Origin of the sequence: Pseudomonas brassicacearum subsp. neoaurantiaca (assembly GCF_013608025.1) — a bacterium.
GTDB lineage: Bacteria > Pseudomonadota > Gammaproteobacteria > Pseudomonadales > Pseudomonadaceae > Aquipseudomonas.
Genome location: NZ_VDLV01000006.1, coordinates 22,490 through 38,699, shown reverse-complemented (window position 1 = coordinate 38,699; position 16,210 = coordinate 22,490). Strand labels below are relative to the sequence as shown.

Sequence of the window (16,210 nt, the reverse complement as noted above, 5' to 3'; positions counted from 1 at the left end):
GACGCAAATCCCGTGGCGAGGGAGCTTGCTCCCGCTGGGCTGCGCAGCAGCCCCTGGAACAGGCGCCGAGGTGGATCAGGTTGATTGCGTTTGGCCTTTTTGGGGTCGCTTCGCAACCCAGCGGGAGCAAGCTCCCTCGCCACGGGGATCGGGTGGCTGGAAAAACGGGTTATCTACGCCGAGTTGATTTCAATCAAGGGCCCGGGGCAGGGGCTGACCGCAGAATGATGGCCAAGATCCTGTCTTCAAGCCCTGGCGCTCATGACCCGTCCCTTTGTGATGCTGCACCCATCCCGCTCTTGGCTTTGCGGGCTGTTCCTTCTGCTGCTGATGTTCGCCGGTATTGTCCAGGCCAAGGACTACGGTGAAATCGAGCAACAACGCATCCACCACGTCCTGGGGCAGGTCGATTCGACCTCCGAGCCCGAGGGGGCCTTCAAGGTTCGCAAACTCTCCGCCGCCGGCAAGGTCTTGGGCTACGTGTTCCAAAGCCTGGATGTGGTGAACATCCCGGCCTATTCAGGCAAGCCGATCAACGTCCAGGTGATCCTCGATCCCGCCGGCGTGATCCTCGGTGCCTACGTGCTGGAACACCACGAACCCATCCTGCTGATCGGCATTGCCGAAGAAAAACTCCACGCCTTCAGCGCACGCTACAGCGGCATCAAGGTCAACCAGAGGGTGGTGGTCGGACACTCCAGCGACCCGAATGCGGTGACGGTCGATGCGATCGCCGGCGCCACCGTGACGGCGATGGTGGTCAATGAAGTCATCATGCGCGCCGCCCACGACGTCGCCGTGTCCCTGGGCCTGGTCAAGGGCGATGCCGGATTGGCCGTGGCGCCGGCCCGGGTGCGGGACGATGTCTACCAGCCCGCCGATTGGGCCACCCTGGTGGGCAACGGCGCGGTGCGGCGCCTGCACCTGACCCGTGGCCAGGTCGACGCCTCGTTCAAAGGCACCGAGGCCGAACACGTCGAAACCGCCAGTGGCGAGCAGGTGAACGACACCTTCATCGACCTCTACGTCACCCACCTCAACCCACCCACCATCGGCCGCAATCTGCTCGGCGAGACGCAGTACCGCACGCTGATGGCCGAGCTGAAACCGGGCGAGCAGGCCATCGCGGTGATGGGCAGCGGCCGCTATTCGTTCAAGGGATCGGGCTACGTGCGCGGGGGGATTTTCGACCGGGTGCAACTGCGCCAGTCCGGCGACACCATCAGCTTCCGCGACCTGGATTTCCAGCGCCTGGATGACGTCGCCGCCGCCGACATGCCGGACTTCGACGAAATGGCGATTTTCATCATTCGCGCCGCCCATCGTTTCGACCCCGGCGCACCGTGGAGCCTGGAACTGCTGGTGCGGCGCCAGACCGGGCCGGTCAGCGGCACCTTCAGCAGTTTCGAACTCGGCTATCAACTGCCCGAGCCTTACCTGGAACGGCCATTGCCAACTGCCGAGCAACTGGCGGCGGCCGAAGAAGCCAGCCGGCCGATGTGGCTGACCCTCTGGTACCAGAAAAGCGTCGAGATCAGCGTGCTCGGTGTGGCGTTGCTGGTGCTGACGGCGATCCTGTTTTTCCAGGACTCACTGGCCCGGCGTCCAACGCTGCTGCATTGGGTGCGTCGCGGTTACCTGGTGTTCACCGTGGTGTTCCTCGGCGGCGTCGCGCTGGCGCAGTTGTCGGTGGTCAACGTGCTCACCTTCGTCCACGCGCTGTTTGAAGGATTCCGCTGGGAACTGTTCCTCACCGACCCGCTGATCTTCATTCTCTGGGTGTTCACCGCCGCCAGCATCCTGCTCTGGGGTCGCGGGGTGTTCTGCGGCTGGCTGTGCCCGTTCGGCGCGCTGCAGGAGTTGATCAACGAGCTGGCGCGCAAGCTCAAGGTGCCGCAATACGAGCTGCCGTTCGCCGTTCATGAACGGTTGTGGGCGATCAAGTACATCATTTTGCTGGTGCTGTTCGGCGTCTCGCTGGAGTCGATGGCCACCGCCGAACGACTGGCCGAAGTGGAACCGTTCAAGACCGCCATTACCCTGAAGTTCGACCGCCAGTGGTGGTTCGTCGCCTACGCGGCGGGGCTGCTGGTGATCAATATCTTTACCCGCAAAGTCTACTGCCGCTACGTCTGCCCACTCGGCGCCGCGCTGGCGATGCCAACCCGGCTGCGCCTGTTCGACTGGCTCAAGCGCCGTAAGGAGTGCGGCAACCCGTGCCAACTGTGCGCCAAGGAATGCGAGATCCAGGCGATCCACCCCGACGGCCGGATCAACGCCAACGAATGCCATTACTGCCTCGACTGCCAGATGACCTGGCACAACGAAAACAAATGCCCGCCCTTGATCAACAAGCGCAAGAAACGTGGCAAGCCAACCTCGACCGACCCGCAACGAATCCCTGTGGTGCAGGTGGAACCGACGCCTTGAACGGCGCGCAAGACCTGGCCTCGACCCTTTCATTCTTCACGGAGCACACACAGCATGAGCGATAAAAAAATCCCGACGCCTGACGCAGTGGAAGAGCCCAGGGGCGTCAGCCGGCGGACATTCCTCGGCACTGGCGCGGTCACTGGCGCAGTGTTGGCCGGTGCCACCGCACTGGGCGCCGGAACGTTCACCCGCGAGTCCTGGGCGGCAGCGGCCAAGGAAGCCAAGTCGAAGATCCACGTCGGCCCCGGCGAGCTCGACGAATACTACGGTTTCTGGAGCGGCGGCCACCAAGGCGAGGTGAGGGTGCTCGGCGTGCCATCGATGCGTGAGCTGATGCGCATCCCGGTGTTCAACGTCGATTCGGCAACCGGCTGGGGCCTGACCAACGAGAGCAAGCACATCCTCGGTGACAGCGCCAAATACCAGAACGGCGACTGTCATCACCCGCACATCTCCATGACCGACGGCAAGTACGACGGCAAATACCTGTTCATCAACGACAAGGCCAACTCGCGGGTCGCGCGCATTCGTCTCGACATCATGAAGTGCGACAAGATCCTCACCGTGCCCAACGTGCAAGCCATCCACGGCCTGCGCCTGCAAAAGGTGCCGTACACCAAGTACGTGTTCGCCAACGCCGAGTTCGTCATTCCGCACCCCAACGACGGCCACACCTTCGACCTGCAGGATAAAAACAGCTTCACGATGTTCAACGCCATCGATGCCGAGAAAATGGAGATGGCCTTCCAGGTCATCGTCGATGGCAACCTGGACAACTCGGACGCCGACTACACCGGCAAATACGCCGCCAGCACCTGCTACAACTCCGAGAAGGCCTACGACCTGGGCGGCATGATGCGCAACGAGCGCGACTGGGTCGTGGTGTTCAACATCCCGCGCATCGAAGCCGCGATCAAGGCCGGCAAGTTCATCAACCTGGACGGTTCCAAGGTGCCGGTGGTGGACGGTCGTAAAGTCGATGGCAAGGACAGCGAGTTCACCCGCTACATCCCCGTGCCGAAAAATCCCCACGGCCTCAACACTTCGCCCGACGGCAAATATTTCATCGCCAACGGCAAGCTCTCGCCGACGGTATCGATGATCGCCATCGACCGCCTGGATGATTTGTTCAACGACCGCTACAAAGACCCGCGCGAAGTGATCGTCGCGGAGCCGGAACTGGGCCTGGGGCCGCTGCACACGACTTTCGACGGACGCGGCAATGCCTACACCACGCTGTTCATCGATAGCCAGGTGGTGAAATGGAACATGGACCAGGCTATCCGCGCCTACAAGGGCGAGAAGGTCAATTACATCAAGCAGAAACTCGACGTGCAGTACCAGCCCGGGCACAACCATGCGTCCCTGACCGAAACCAGCGATGCGGACGGCAAGTGGCTGGTGGTGTTGTGCAAGTTCTCCAAGGACCGTTTCCTGCCCACCGGGCCGCTGCACCCGGAGAACGATCAGTTGATCGACATTTCCGGCGAGGAAATGAAACTGGTCCACGACGGCCCGGCCTTCGCCGAGCCCCACGATTGCATCCTCGCCCGGCGCGACCAGATCAAGACCCAGAAGATCTGGAACCGCAACGACCCATTCTTCGCCGAGACCGTGGCCCGGGCGAAGAAGGACGGCATCAATCTCGAGACCGACAACAAGGTCATCCGCGACGGCAACAAGGTGCGGGTCTACATGACCTCCATGGCGCCGGCCTACGGCCTGACGGAGTTCACCGTCAAGCAGGGCAACGAGGTGACGGTGACGATCACCAACATCGACCAGATCGAGGACGTGTCCCACGGTTTTGTCATGACCAACCATGGCGCGAGCATGGAGATCAGCCCGCAGCAAACCTCTTCCATCACCTTCATGGCCGACAAGCCAGGCCTGCATTGGTACTACTGCAGTTGGTTCTGCCATGCGCTGCACATGGAAATGGTCGGGCGCATGCTGGTTGAAAAAGCCTGAGTCATTCATCGAGGAGGCAGGTGCAATGACCGGGAACACGCAGCATTCGAACCTTCGTCGCCCGGTCATCGCCCTGATGTGCTGCCTGTTGTCGGGCGGCGCGTTCGCCACGCTTCGGCCGATCACCGATCTGCCGTTGCAGGCCGAGGGCGACCAGCAATGGCGCCTTCCGGCCGGTGAATACCGTGGCGCGTTCAGCATCGATCAAGCCATGACGCTCACGTGTGCGCCGGACGCGGTATTCCAGGGGCAGGGCGAGGGCAACGGCCTGGTGATCCGGGCGCCGAACGTCCAGGTCCAAGGCTGCACCTTCCTGGACTGGGGCCATGACCTGACGGCCATGAATGCCGCCGTGTTCATCCAGCCTGCCGGGCAAGGCGCGGTGGTGCGGGCGAACCGCATGCAGGGCCAGGGCTTCGGCATCTGGGTCGATGGCACGCGGGACGTCAGCCTCATCGACAACCGCATCCAGGGCGATCCGGGCCTGCGCTCCCAGGATCGTGGCAATGGCATTCACCTGTACGCGGTGCATGGCGCGCGGGTCATCGGCAACCAGATCCGCGACACCCGCGACGGCATCTACATCGACACGTCCAACGGCAATCTGCTGCAGGGCAACACCCTGGAGGATTTGCGCTACGGCGTGCATTACATGTTCGCCAACGACAACCAACTGCTGGGCAACACCACCCGCCGCACTCGCACGGGCTATGCGCTGATGCAAAGCCGTCAGTTGACGGTGATCGGCAACCGTTCCGAACAGGACCAGAACTACGGGATCCTGATGAACTACATCACCTATTCGACCTTGCGCGACAACTTCGTCACGGATGTGCGCGACGGGTCCACCGGCGACACCATGATCACCGGCGCCGAGGGCAAGGCGCTGTTCATCTACAACTCGTTGTTCAACCGCATCGAAGGCAATCATTTCGAGCGCAGCGCCGTGGGCATCCACCTCACTGCCGGCTCGGAGGACAACCGCATCGCCGGCAATGCCTTCGTCCATAACCAGCGCCAGGTCAAATATGTGGCCACGCGGCTGCAGGAATGGTCGGCGGACGGGCGCGGCAATTACTGGAGCGATTACCTGGGCTGGGACCGCAACAGCGACGGCCTCGGTGATGTCGCCTATGAACCCAACGACAACGTTGACCGGCTGCTGTGGCTGTATCCCCAGGTTCGCTTGCTGATGAACAGCCCCGGCGTCGAACTGTTGCGCTGGGTGCAGCGGGCGTTCCCGGTGATGAAGTCCCCCGGTGTGATGGACAGCCACCCGCTGATGCAAGCGCCCATCCAATCTCTTCAACGCAACGTTGCCCAGGAGGACGCGTCTTGAACGTCGTCGAAATCGAAGGCGTCAGCCAGCGTTATGGCGACGTCGCCGTGCTGCACGGGCTTGACTTGACCCTGGCCCAGGGCGAAGTGCTCGGCCTGTTCGGGCACAACGGCGCGGGCAAGACCACCACCATGAAGTTGATTCTCGGTTTGCTGCAGGCCAGCTCGGGGCAGGTGCGGGTCTTCGGCCGCGAGCCCAGCGACCCGAATGTGCGGCGGATGCTTGGCTATCTGCCGGAGAACGTCATGTTCTATCCGCAGTTGAGCGGGCTGGAAACCTTGCAGCATTTCGCCCGGCTTAAAGGCGCGGCGCCTTCGCAGGTCGAGCGCTTGCTGGAGGAGGTGGGGCTGGCGGGCGCGGCACGACGGCGGGTGCGCACCTATTCCAAAGGCATGCGCCAGCGCCTCGGCCTGGCCCAGGCCTTGCTCGGCCAGCCGCGCCTGCTGCTGTTGGATGAGCCGACCGTGGGCCTGGACCCCATCGCCACCCAGGACCTTTATCAGTTGCTCGATCGCCTGCGCTGGCAGGGCACCAGCATCATTCTCTGCTCCCACGTCTTGCCGGGTGTGGAGGCACACATCAACCGCGCCGCGATCCTCACTCGAGGGCGGCTGTTGGCCCTGGGCAGCCTGGCGCAATTGCGCGAGGAGGCGGAGCTGCCGACACTGATCCGCGCGTCGGGCCTGTCCCGCGCCGACTGGTTGCGCCAGCACTGGCGCAGCGAAGGGCACGCCACCCAGGGCTGGGGCGCTGAAGGCGTGCAGGTGTCCGCGCCGGATGGCAGCAAGTTGGTGTTGCTGCGCCAGTTGCTGGCCCAGGACGACCCGACGGACGTGGAGATCAAGCCTCCCTCGCTGGAAGATTTGTACCGCCACTACATGACCCGCGCGGCGACCGAGGAGGCCGGCCAATGAACCCGATCTGGAACATGGCCCGCAAGGAGCTCAGCGACGGCCTGCGCAACCGCTGGCTGTTGGCGATCAGCTTGTTGTTCGCGGTGCTGGCGATCGGCATCGCCTGGCTCGGAGCGGCGGCGTCCGGCCAATTGGGCTTCACCTCGGTGCCGGCGACGGTGGCGAGCCTGGCCAGCCTGGCGACGTTCCTGATGCCGTTGATTGCCTTGCTGCTGGCCTATGACGCGATTGTCGGCGAGGACGAAAGCGGCACGTTGTTGCTATTGCTGACGTATCCGCTGGGACGCGGGCAACTGTTGTTGGGCAAGTTTGTCGGCCATGGACTGATCCTGGCCCTGGCGACCCTGATTGGCTTTGGCTGCGCAATGTTGGCCATTGCCGTGCTGGTGGATGACGTGGAACTGAGCCTGCTGCTTTGGGCGTTCGGTCGTTTCATGTTGTCCAGCACCCTGCTGGGTTGGGTGTTCCTCGGGTTGGCCTACGTGCTGAGTTGCCTGTCGGCGGAAAAATCCACCGCGGCAGGGCTGGCGTTGGGTGTGTGGTTTTTCTTCGTGCTGGTGTTCGACCTGGCGCTGCTGGCATTGCTGGTGCTGAGCGAGGGCCGGTTCAGTCCGGACCTGTTGCCTTGGCTGTTGCTGTTGAACCCCACCGATGTGTATCGACTGATCAATGTGTCGGGGTTTGACGCCGCCTCCAGCGGGGCGGGCGTGTTGACGCTGGGCAGCGATTTGCCGGTTTCCGCGCCGCTGCTCTGGCTGTGCCTGGGATTGTGGTTGGTGGTGCCGTTGTGGCTGGCCTATCGGTTGTTCAATCGCCGTTGCCCATGAGTTTCTGGTCTTGATGAGGAAGGATGTGATGAACAGGATTTATTTCAAGGCGAGCCGTGTCCTGGCCGGGGTTTTGGTGTGCCTGGCGCTGGTGGCTTGCGACAAGGCTCAATCGCCGCCGGCTACCCAGGCGGGACTGGCTTTTCATCCCGGGGATGAATGCCATGTGTGTGGCATGGTCATCACCGATTTCCCGGGGCCCAAGGGGGCGGCGGTCGGTGCTGGCGGAACGAAGAAATTCTGCTCCCCGGCGGAAATGCTTGGCTGGTGGTTGCAGCCGGAAAACCACCGTGCCGATGTAAAGCTGTATGTCCACGACATGGGCCGCAGCCACTGGGACGCACCGGACGACGCCCACCTGATCGATGCGCGCACCGCCTACTACGTGATCGGCTCCGGACTCAAGGGCGCCATGGGCATAGTCCTGGCCTCCTTCTCCGACGCTGAAGCCGCGCAAAAACTCGCTCATGAGACCGGCGGCAAAGTTCTGCGCCTGGAAGACATCGACCAGAAATTGCTGGGGCAGGCCGGGGCCATGTCATCAATGAGCCATTGACTGCTTCCGGCTTTTGGGGCTGCTGCGCAGCCCAGCGGGAGCAAGCTCCCTCGCCACGGGGATTGGGGTGGTTGGGGAAACGGGTTATCGACGCTGCCCTTGTGGCGAGGGGATTTATCCCCGCTGGACTGCGTAGCAGGCCCTTGGAACAGCCGCCGAGGTGGGTCAGGTTGATTGCGTTCGGGCCTTTTGGGGGTGCTGCGCAGCCCAGCGGGGATGAATCCCCTCGCCACGGGTATTCCAATCGCTTTGCAGCATAGGCTGACACCGATCCCGTGGCGAGGGAGCTTGCTCCCGCTGGACTGCGCAGCAGCCCTTGGAGCGGCCGCCGAGGTGGGTCAGGTTGATTGCGTTCGGGCTTTTTGGGGTTGCTGCGCAACCCAGCGGGAGCAAGCTCCCTCGCCACGGGGATTGGGGTAGTTGGGAAAACGGGTTATCGACGCGGCCATTGTGGCGAGGGAGCTTGCTCCCGCTGGACTGCGCAGCAGGCCCTTGGAGCAGCCGCTGAGGTGGGTCAGGTTGATTTAGCTTGCTCCCGCTGGACTGCGCAGCAGGCCCTTGGAGCAGCCGCTGAGGTGGGTCAGGTTGCTTTGGTTTGGCCTTTTGGGGGTTGCTGCGCAACCCAGCGGGGATCAATCCCCTCGCCACGGGTATTCCAGTCGCTTTGCAGTACACAGGCTGACACCGATCCCGTGGCGAGGGAGCTTGCTCCCGCTGGACTGCGCAGCAGGCCCTTGGAACAGGCGCCGAGGTGGGTCAGGTTGATTGGGTTTGGCCTTTTGGGGGTTGCTGCGCAACCCAGCGGGAGCAAGCTCCCTCGCCACGGGGATTGGGGTAGTTGGGAAAACGGGTTATCGACGCTGCCCTTGTGGCGAGGGGATTTATCCCCGCTGGACTGCGCAGCAGGCCCTTGGAGCAGCCGCTGAGGTGGGGCAGGTTGATTGGGTTTGGCCTTTTGGGGGTCGCTGCGCAACCCAGCGGGGATGAATCCCCTCGCCACGGGTATTCCAATCGCTTTGCAGTACACAGGCTGACACCAATCCCGTGGCGAGGGAGCTTGCTCCCGCTGGGCTGCGCAGCAGCCCCCCGGATGCCAGGTCAGTGTGAGGTGCCTTCGGCAAATTCGATCTTGTTGCCCACGTTGTATTTGCCTGACGGTTTGTTCATCGGCAGGCGCTTGATCTCCTTCAGGGTGTTGCTGTCATAGACGATCAGTGCGCCATCGGTATCCCAGATGCTCAGCAGCAGGTAGCGGCCGTCGCGGGTGAATTCGACGTGGGCGGCGGTTTTGCCGGGCATGGGGCGCAGGGTGTGGGCGATTTCCAGGGTCTGTTTGTCGATCAGGTGGATGGCATCGTTGTCCGGGCCGAAGAACACATCGGTCCAGGCATAGCGGGATTTGGCATGGCTGCGCAGGAAGAAGCCTGGCCCGAGGGTGGGGATCTGCTTGATGACTTTCCAAGTGTCGAAATCGATCACCGAAATCAACCCCTTGCTGATATTCGGCGTGGCGAACACCCAATGCCCATCGCGTTTCCAATAGGTGCCCGAGCCGAGGTGTGGCATGCCTGGCAGGGCGATATCCGTGACGATCCGTCCGGTGTCGAGGTCGATCACCTGGCCGCCCTGGGCCTTGCGCGAGGTGGCGAGCAGTTGCCGATAATCCGGCGAGAAGGAAAAGTCATCCAGGTAATCCTCGGCCTCGATGCGCCTCGGCACAAAGTCTGGGTTTGGGCCGGTGGACAGCTCCCACACCTCTTTCACGTCCTTCAACGCAACAATGAAACTGTCCCGCGGTGGCGCTGTATAGACCGCGCTGACCCGCGATGCCTGGCCATCCAGTCCGACCGTGGCAATGGTCTTGACCAGCGAAAGGTCACGGGCATCCAGCACCACCAGATTGCCCGGCAAGGTGTTGCCCACCAGCACCCAGCGACCGTCCTTGCTCACCGCAAGGTTACGGGTATTGAGCCCGGCGCGGACTTCTGCGATGAGCTTGAGGTTGTGCAGGTCATACAGGCTGACCCAGCCGTCCCGTGACGCGAAATAGACGAAGCGGCCGTCTGGCGAGAATTTCGGGCCGCCGTGCAGGGCGAAATGCGAAGCGAAACGCGCCAGCACCTCGAAGCGATCACCGTCGACGATATCGACGTGATGATCGCCGGCCTCCACCACCACGAACAGGTTCAGCGGGTCGGCATTGTGCTGGGGTTTGTCCGGCAGGGCGGCGAGGTCCGCCAGTAGCCGATGGCTGCGGCGAGTGTCGTCTTCGTTCCAGGTCGGCTCGACGGCCGGTGGGCGCTGGAGATAGTGGGTCAGACCATCGATCTGCGCGGCATCCAGCACGGCGCCAAACGCTGCCATCTGACTGGCGGGGCGGCCGTTTTCGATGACCTGGCGGATTTCGGCGGGCTTGATCCGGCTCAGGCTTTGCGGCAACAGCGCCGGCCCGGCTGCGCCGATGCGATTGACGCCGTGGCATTGCTGGCAGTGCTGCTGATAGTTGCGCTCGGCCAGGTCCAGGTCCGGCCCGCTGACGTCGGCACCGTGGGCCACGCTGACCCACAGCACCGGGGTGAACCACCAGCCCTTCATGACGCCACCTTCGTGGCAAAGGGCTTGGCCTGTGGCATCGGATGAATACGCGCCGGATGCTGCACCGGCTGCTGGGCAAACAGGCCGACGACCTTGCCGATCACGGTCAACGTGGGCAGCCCGTCGAGGCAGGCCTGGGCCATGTCCGGCAGCTCCCCAAGCGTGCCGCGCAGTACCTGTTGATCAGGGCGCGTGCCGTTGCTGATCAGTGCCGCCGGGGTATCGGCCGCGAGCCCGGCCGCCACCAAGCGCTCGGCAATGGTGTGCAGGTTCGACAAGCCCATGTAGAACACCAGCGTCTGGCCGTCATCGGCGAGGCTTTGCCACGGCAAGTCCAGTTCGCCGTCGCGCTGCAAATGGCCGGTGATGAACCGGCAGGAATTGACCAGGTCGCGATGGGTCAGCGGAATCCCGGCATAGGCCGAGCAGCCGGCTGCGGCAGTGATGCCGGGCACCACCTGGCAGTCGATGCCGCGAGACAACAGGTACTCCAACTCTTCAGCGCCACGGCCAAAGATGAACGGGTCGCCGCCCTTGAGCCGGACGACTCGCTGGCCCTGGTCCGCCAGATCGGCCAACAGTTGGTTGATCTGCGGCTGGGGCAGGCTGTGACAACCGGCGGCCTTGCCGACGTAATGCCGGGCGCATGTCAGTGGGATCAGGCTGAGCAGTTGCGGGCTGATCAAGCGGTCGTAGACCACCGCGTCGGCTTGCATCAGCAGGCTCCAGGCTCGCAACGTCAACAAGCCCGGATCACCGGGACCGGCGCCGACCAGGGCGACTTCCCCCGGGACGAAGGAGGATTGCAGGGCAGCGGGCAAAACGATGGGGGCAGGCATGGGACTTCCTTGGTTCTTCATCAGGTTCGCCGTCGGGCTATCGGGCTATATCGGGCTCGGCGCCACGCTGGGAATCGCGTGTACGCCGATCTCTTCATCGCTCAGGTGGCAACCGGGGTCTTGGCCCCACAGGTCGCCGTCGGCCCAGGCGCGGGTGCGGGTGTTGCCGTTGCAGATCGCCAGCCAGCGGCATTGACCGCAGCGTCCGCCGACGGCGCGCGGGTGCTCGCGCAGCTTGACGAGAAGCGGCTCGGGGCGCTCCAGCCAGAGGGTCTTGAAAGGTGTCTGGCGGACATTGCCCACCGAGTGTTGCCACCAATACGTGTCGGGATGGACCTCGCCAGTGTTGTCGATGTTGGCGATGCCGCTGCCCGAGGCATTGCCGCCCCAGGCCCGCAGCATCTGCTCCAGTGCGGCGTAGTGTTGGGGCAGGCGCCGGGAGACCCATTGCAACAGCAGGATCGCGTCGGCGTCGTTGTTGCCGCTGACAAAGTCACTGTCGCGGCCCTGTTCAACGTCCGCCCAGGCGCGCTCGAAAATCAAATCCATGGCCTCGCGGCTCATCTGCTGATGGGCGTCGAGCTTGCGGCTGCGCTTGCCGCGACCGCTGTAGTTGAGATGGGACAGATAGAATTTCTGCACATCGTATTCGTTCATCAGTTCCAGCAGCTTGGGCAACTGCAAATGGTTCTGCTGCGTCAGCGTCGTGCGTAAACCCACCCGGATCCCGCGCGCGCGACAGAGCCGGATCGCCGCCATGGAACTGGCGAAACTGCCCTTGAGTTGCCGGAACTCATCGTGGGTCGCTTCCAGGCCATCGATGCTGATGCCCACGTAGTCGAAGTTCGCCGCCGCGATCTGGTCGATGTTGGTGGCGTCGATCAGCGTGCCGTTGGTGGACAGGGCGACGAAGAACCCTTTGGCACGGGCATAGGCGCTGAGCTGGAACAGGTCCTCGCGCAGCAACGGTTCGCCGCCGGACAGGATCAGCACCCGCACCCCGGCGTCGTCCAGGTCGTCGATCACTTGCAGGGCTTCGACGGTGTTCAGCTCATCGCGGAACACGCTGTCGGCGGAGGTTGCGTAGCAATGCTTGCAGGTCAGGTTGCAGCGCCTGAGCAGGTTCCAGATCACCACCGGCGCGCGGCGGCTGCCGGGTGGCGCGACGCGTGGGGCTGGACATTGCCCGGCCAGGGCGCGCAGGTAATGGCTGATCCTCAACATAAAACGCTCCTTCGGTTGGCGTGCAGGGGTTGGCGCGCAGGCTCAGCGCGCGGCCGGCGTCAGGCGCAGGCCGGTTTTCTTCAGGATCCGGCTGCTCACCAGCATGTCGTCGGCGGCGCAGGCATCCCCCAGCAGATAGCGCAGGTGCTCGCGGTAGCTGTCGATTTCCTCGCGGCTGCGCCCGTGGACCATGGCGAACAGGTTGTAGCGCCAGCCCGGGCGGCGCGGACGGCGGTAGCAATGGCTGACGAAGGGCTGTTCACCCAACAGCGCGCCCAGGCGTGGCATGTCGGCGTCGGCGACATCCCAGACGGTCATGCCGTTGTGGCGGTAGCCGAGGCGATAGTGGTTGGGCACGGCGGCGATGCGGCGGATCGCGCCTTCGGCCTGCAGGCGCTTGAGCAGGTCGAGGGTGGACTCGACGCTCAGGCCCAGTTGCTCGGCGAGCCAGCTCCAGGGATCTTCCAGCAAGGGCAGGCCGGCCTGGGTCAGTTCGACCAGGCGCAGCGCCAGCGGGGTTTGTTCCACGGGCAACGAATCAAACCGGGAAATACAGGCCGACATGGTAGGTCTCCTCCTTGGGCAGGTTCAGCGGTACCAGGCCGGTCAGCTGTTCGATGCGCAGCAGCGTGTCGGTGATTGCCTGTTCGCTGGGGCAGGCGAGCACGAACCACATGTTCCAGGCGTGCTCGCGGCGGTAGTTGTGGGCCACTTCGGGCATGTCCGCGAGCAGCTCGGCGATGGCATCGAAGCGCGCTTCGGGCACGGCCAGAGCGGCCAGTGTGAACGCGCCGCCGAGGCGATCGATGTCGAACATCGGGCCGAAACGGGTGAGCACGCCTTCATTGAGCAACTCATGCAAGCGGTCGAGCAGGTCGGCACTGTTGCTGTCCAGCTCGCGGGCCAGGTGTTCCCAAGGATGGCGCACCAGCGGCAAGCCCAGTTGCAGGCGATTGATCAGGCGACGGTCGAGGTCATCCATCGATCGAGGCTCCGGCCGGTGCGGCGAAACGTCCGCCGCATTGCTTGAACAGGTGCGTGCTGAACAGCAATTGGTGGGGCAGGTCATCCAGCAGATGTTCCTGGAGCAACGCCTGCACCTGGGCCTCGACGCGGTCGCGCTGGCGCCCGTGGATCATGCAGAACAGGTTGTATTGCCACTGCGGCAGGCGCCGTGGCCGTTGGTAGCAAAGGTTGATGCCCGGGGCTTGGCCAAGGCGTCGCCCGACTTCATCGACCAAGGCGTCGGGCACGTCCAGCACCAGCATGGCGTTGGCGCAGAACCCCAAGGCCCGATGGTTGACCACCAGGCCGACGCGGCGGAACAGGCCTTGCTCGTTCCATAGCCGTACTTGCTCAAGTACCTGCGCTTCACTGGCCTCGATCTGTTCGGCCAAGGCTTGGAACGGACGCGAGGCCAGGGGCAGGCCGGTCTCCAGCAGACGGCGCAGCGCCAGGGATTGTGACTCGCTCAGGGCGGTGTTCATGGGGTGGCCTCCAGGGCAAAGCCCAGGTCGATGCGGTAGGCGGTGAGCATGGGCAGGTCCAGCGGCGTGAGGCCGGTGTCCTGCTCCAGTTCCTGGAGGATGGTGTCCAGGTGGGCGCGGTCGGGGCCGGTCAGCACGAACCAGAGGTTGTAGCGATGCTCCCGTGCGTAGTTGTGATTGACTTCCGGGTACTGGCTGACGCGCGCCGCCACCTGATGCAAGCGCTCCGGCGGCACGGCGAGGGCGGCGAGTGTGCTGGCGCCGGCCCGGGTGTGTTCGAACACCGGCCCGACGCGCGACAAGGTTCCCGCCAGTTGCAAATGCTGGAGGCAATCGATGACCTGCGCTTCGCTACAACCGAGGATGTCAGCCATGGCCTTGTAGGGTTCGGCACACAGTGGCAGGCCGTGTTGGAAGCGGTCGATCATGCGACGGGCGAGTGGGCTGGGTGTCATGGTCAATACCCTGGCTTGTGCGCGCGGCTGCTGAAGAAAATGCCGCTGGGGCTCAGTGACGGCAGCGTGCCGATCCGTTCCAGTCGATAGGGATCCCAGACTTGCACTTCATTGCCATCGCGGGCGGACAGCCACAGCTGATCGCCGCGCGCCGTGAATTCCATGTGCAGCACCGCAGGACCGGGACGCAGATCGGCGACGATGGCGTGGGTCTGGGTGTCGATGACCTGGACGCGGTCGTTGTCCGGGTAGGCGAAGTTGACCCAGAGCTGGTGTCCATCTGGTCGCGCGGTAACGAACACCGGTTGGCCGGCGACGGCGATGGCGTCGACCTGCTGCCAGTTCGTCGCGTTCATCACCAGCACTTGATGGTGGCCGACGGCGGGCACGAAGGCCTGTTGGCCGGCCACGGCCCAGCCTTCCAGGTGCGGCATCTTGTAGACCGGCAGCCGAGCCTCGCCGCGTCCGTAATGCCCCAGCACGCGCTTGACCCCGTGCTCCGGATGCCAGAGATCGAGTTGCGCCATGCCGTCTTCGCCGAACAGCCCGGCCATGTAGTAGCGCCCGTCCGGGGTGATCAGCGCGTCGTAGGGTTGCTGGCCGATGCCGGTGAAGCGCTCGATGCGCGGGTTAGGTCCGTCACTGAAGTCGGCGGTCCAGATCTCGCCGGTGTCGAACAGGCTGAACACGAAACGCTGGCCTGGCGCGTCCACCAGGCCCACCACCCGTGAACGTTTGCCGGCCTGCGGCAGCGGCGTGGCGGGAATGTCGGCGATCTGCTCTAGAGTCTTGGCATCGAACACCTTCACGCCGCCGGGTTCGTAGTTGGACACGGCGATCAGCTTGCCGTCCTGGCTGATCGCGCCGCCGATGCTGTTGCCGCCCTGGAGGATGCGGCGGTCGATGCGGGCGGTCAGCAGGTCGACTTTGCTCAGGCCACCGTCGCGGCCGAATACGTAGGCGTAGCGCTGGTCCCGGGAGAAAACCACCGAGGCATGGGACAGGTCGCCCAGGCCTTCGACGCGGGCGAGCAGGCTGCGGTTGTCGCTTTCGATGATCTGCAGGCTGCCGCTGGCACGCTCCACCACCACGCCCAGGTCGCCCGTGCCGCGCAGGGTGGGCTGGGCGCAACCGGCGAGTAGGATTGCGGCGGTGACAGTGGACAGAAGGGAACGGATCATCGGGCGGGTTTTCCTTGAAGAAGCCGGTCCACCAACCAGCGGATGTCGTCGGTGCCGAGCAGCGGTGCCCAGCCGGGCATGGCGCTGCCGGGGCGGCCGAGGGTGACGGTGGCGATGAGGCTGTCGCGGGATTTTCCCGCCAGCGCTTCGCGGGTCAGCGGCGGACCGAGTCCGCCGGTCAGGCGCAGGCCGTGGCAGGCGCCACAGTCCTGGTCCAGAAGATGTTGGAGTTGGGCCTGGCGCGACGGGTCGGGAGCGGCCAGCGCGCAGGCGGGGATAAGCAGGAGGAGGGCGATGATCGAGGGGGTGAAGCTGTGTCGTTCCATGACGTCCTCCTGAATGAAATTGCACCGCTTCTGTGGCGAGGGAGCTTGCTCCCGCTGGCTGCG

The 16,210-nt window shown here is 64.1% G+C and carries 15 protein-coding genes; 6 read left to right on the top strand and 9 right to left on the bottom strand.

All coding sequences use genetic code 11. The features are described 5' to 3' along the window. Positions 1 to 261: 261 nt before the first annotated feature. From nosR to FHK92_RS04590, 6 genes are read left to right on the top strand one after another with little or no spacing between them, the layout of a single operon-like run. Positions 262 to 2,430: a transcriptional regulator NosR gene (nosR, locus tag FHK92_RS04615; protein WP_258232580.1), complete on the top strand. Its 2,169-nt coding sequence runs from the start codon at positions 262 to 264 to the stop codon at positions 2,428 to 2,430. Positions 2,431 to 2,484: 54 nt separating this feature from the next. Next, positions 2,485 to 4,404: a TAT-dependent nitrous-oxide reductase gene (gene nosZ / locus FHK92_RS04610; RefSeq protein WP_181287031.1), complete on the top strand. Its 1,920-nt coding sequence runs from the start codon at positions 2,485 to 2,487 to the stop codon at positions 4,402 to 4,404. A 25-nt stretch (positions 4,405 to 4,429) separates the two neighbouring features. Next, complete coding sequence (locus tag FHK92_RS04605) at positions 4,430 to 5,743, top strand: nitrous oxide reductase family maturation protein NosD (protein WP_181287030.1); 1,314 nt, start codon at positions 4,430 to 4,432, stop codon at positions 5,741 to 5,743. Continuing rightward, the gene (locus FHK92_RS04600; RefSeq protein WP_181287029.1) at positions 5,740 to 6,657 is read left to right on the top strand and encodes an ABC transporter ATP-binding protein; all 918 of its coding nucleotides are present in this window, start codon (positions 5,740 to 5,742) and stop codon (positions 6,655 to 6,657) included. Before FHK92_RS04605 ends, FHK92_RS04600 begins: the two co-directional genes overlap by 4 nt. Further along, a complete protein-coding gene (locus tag FHK92_RS04595; protein ID WP_181287028.1) occupies positions 6,654 to 7,484 on the top strand; it encodes an ABC transporter permease in 831 nt (276 codons plus the stop codon). The genes FHK92_RS04600 and FHK92_RS04595 overlap by 4 nt, the downstream gene beginning before the upstream one ends. A 28-nt stretch (positions 7,485 to 7,512) precedes the next feature. After that, positions 7,513 to 8,040 (top strand): nitrous oxide reductase accessory protein NosL, encoded by a 528-nt coding sequence (locus FHK92_RS04590; protein ID WP_181287027.1) that lies wholly within the window; start codon positions 7,513 to 7,515, stop codon positions 8,038 to 8,040. A gap of 1,098 nt (positions 8,041 to 9,138) precedes the next feature. Here FHK92_RS04590 and FHK92_RS04585 read toward each other — a convergent pair. From FHK92_RS04585 to FHK92_RS04545, 9 genes are read right to left on the bottom strand one after another with little or no spacing between them, the layout of a single operon-like run. Continuing rightward, on the bottom strand, positions 9,139 to 10,635 hold the full coding sequence (locus FHK92_RS04585) for a nitrite reductase (protein ID WP_181287026.1): 1,497 nt from the start codon (positions 10,633 to 10,635) through the stop codon (positions 9,139 to 9,141). Further along, a complete protein-coding gene (gene cobA / locus FHK92_RS04580) occupies positions 10,632 to 11,474 on the bottom strand; it encodes a uroporphyrinogen-III C-methyltransferase (RefSeq protein ID WP_181287025.1) in 843 nt (280 codons plus the stop codon). The genes FHK92_RS04585 and cobA overlap by 4 nt, the downstream gene beginning before the upstream one ends. A 45-nt stretch (positions 11,475 to 11,519) precedes the next feature. Beyond that, positions 11,520 to 12,698, bottom strand: a complete 1,179-nt coding sequence (nirJ, locus tag FHK92_RS04575; protein ID WP_181287024.1) for a heme d1 biosynthesis radical SAM protein NirJ — start codon at positions 12,696 to 12,698, stop codon at positions 11,520 to 11,522. Positions 12,699 to 12,740: 42 nt separating this feature from the next. Further along, a complete protein-coding gene (ahbB, locus tag FHK92_RS04570; protein ID WP_181287023.1) occupies positions 12,741 to 13,262 on the bottom strand; it encodes a siroheme decarboxylase subunit beta in 522 nt (173 codons plus the stop codon). Next, complete coding sequence (locus FHK92_RS04565) at positions 13,237 to 13,680, bottom strand: Lrp/AsnC family transcriptional regulator (RefSeq protein ID WP_181287022.1); 444 nt, start codon at positions 13,678 to 13,680, stop codon at positions 13,237 to 13,239. The genes ahbB (FHK92_RS04570) and FHK92_RS04565 overlap by 26 nt, the downstream gene beginning before the upstream one ends. Beyond that, positions 13,673 to 14,185, bottom strand: a complete 513-nt coding sequence (gene ahbB / locus FHK92_RS04560) for a siroheme decarboxylase subunit beta (protein WP_181287021.1) — start codon at positions 14,183 to 14,185, stop codon at positions 13,673 to 13,675. Before ahbB (FHK92_RS04560) ends, FHK92_RS04565 begins: the two co-directional genes overlap by 8 nt. Further along, positions 14,182 to 14,640 carry an Lrp/AsnC family transcriptional regulator gene (locus tag FHK92_RS04555; RefSeq protein WP_181287020.1) on the bottom strand — a complete coding sequence of 153 codons (459 nt, stop codon included), beginning with the start codon at positions 14,638 to 14,640 and terminating at the stop codon, positions 14,182 to 14,184. The genes ahbB (FHK92_RS04560) and FHK92_RS04555 overlap by 4 nt, the downstream gene beginning before the upstream one ends. 2 nt (positions 14,641 to 14,642) lie before the next feature. After that, a complete protein-coding gene (locus FHK92_RS04550; RefSeq protein WP_181287019.1) occupies positions 14,643 to 15,821 on the bottom strand; it encodes a cytochrome D1 domain-containing protein in 1,179 nt (392 codons plus the stop codon). After that, complete coding sequence (locus FHK92_RS04545; protein WP_181287018.1) at positions 15,818 to 16,147, bottom strand: c-type cytochrome; 330 nt, start codon at positions 16,145 to 16,147, stop codon at positions 15,818 to 15,820. Before FHK92_RS04545 ends, FHK92_RS04550 begins: the two co-directional genes overlap by 4 nt. Positions 16,148 to 16,210: the final 63 nt, after the last annotated feature.

Coding starts and splice junctions, on each gene's coding strand:
- nosR (WP_258232580.1), top strand. CDS start 262: ATGACCCGTCCCTTTGTGATGCTGCACCCATCCCGCTCTTGGCTTTGC.
- nosZ (WP_181287031.1), top strand. CDS start 2,485: ATGAGCGATAAAAAAATCCCGACGCCTGACGCAGTGGAAGAGCCCAGG.
- FHK92_RS04605 (WP_181287030.1), top strand. CDS start 4,430: ATGACCGGGAACACGCAGCATTCGAACCTTCGTCGCCCGGTCATCGCC.
- FHK92_RS04595 (WP_181287028.1), top strand. CDS start 6,654: ATGAACCCGATCTGGAACATGGCCCGCAAGGAGCTCAGCGACGGCCTG.
- FHK92_RS04590 (WP_181287027.1), top strand. CDS start 7,513: ATGAACAGGATTTATTTCAAGGCGAGCCGTGTCCTGGCCGGGGTTTTG.
- FHK92_RS04585 (WP_181287026.1), bottom strand. CDS start 10,635: ATGAAGGGCTGGTGGTTCACCCCGGTGCTGTGGGTCAGCGTGGCCCAC.
- cobA (WP_181287025.1), bottom strand. CDS start 11,474: ATGCCTGCCCCCATCGTTTTGCCCGCTGCCCTGCAATCCTCCTTCGTC.
- nirJ (WP_181287024.1), bottom strand. CDS start 12,698: ATGTTGAGGATCAGCCATTACCTGCGCGCCCTGGCCGGGCAATGTCCA.
- ahbB (WP_181287023.1), bottom strand. CDS start 13,262: ATGTCGGCCTGTATTTCCCGGTTTGATTCGTTGCCCGTGGAACAAACC.
- FHK92_RS04565 (WP_181287022.1), bottom strand. CDS start 13,680: ATGGATGACCTCGACCGTCGCCTGATCAATCGCCTGCAACTGGGCTTG.
- ahbB (WP_181287021.1), bottom strand. CDS start 14,185: ATGAACACCGCCCTGAGCGAGTCACAATCCCTGGCGCTGCGCCGTCTG.
- FHK92_RS04555 (WP_181287020.1), bottom strand. CDS start 14,640: ATGACACCCAGCCCACTCGCCCGTCGCATGATCGACCGCTTCCAACAC.
- FHK92_RS04550 (WP_181287019.1), bottom strand. CDS start 15,821: ATGATCCGTTCCCTTCTGTCCACTGTCACCGCCGCAATCCTACTCGCC.
- FHK92_RS04545 (WP_181287018.1), bottom strand. CDS start 16,147: ATGGAACGACACAGCTTCACCCCCTCGATCATCGCCCTCCTCCTGCTT.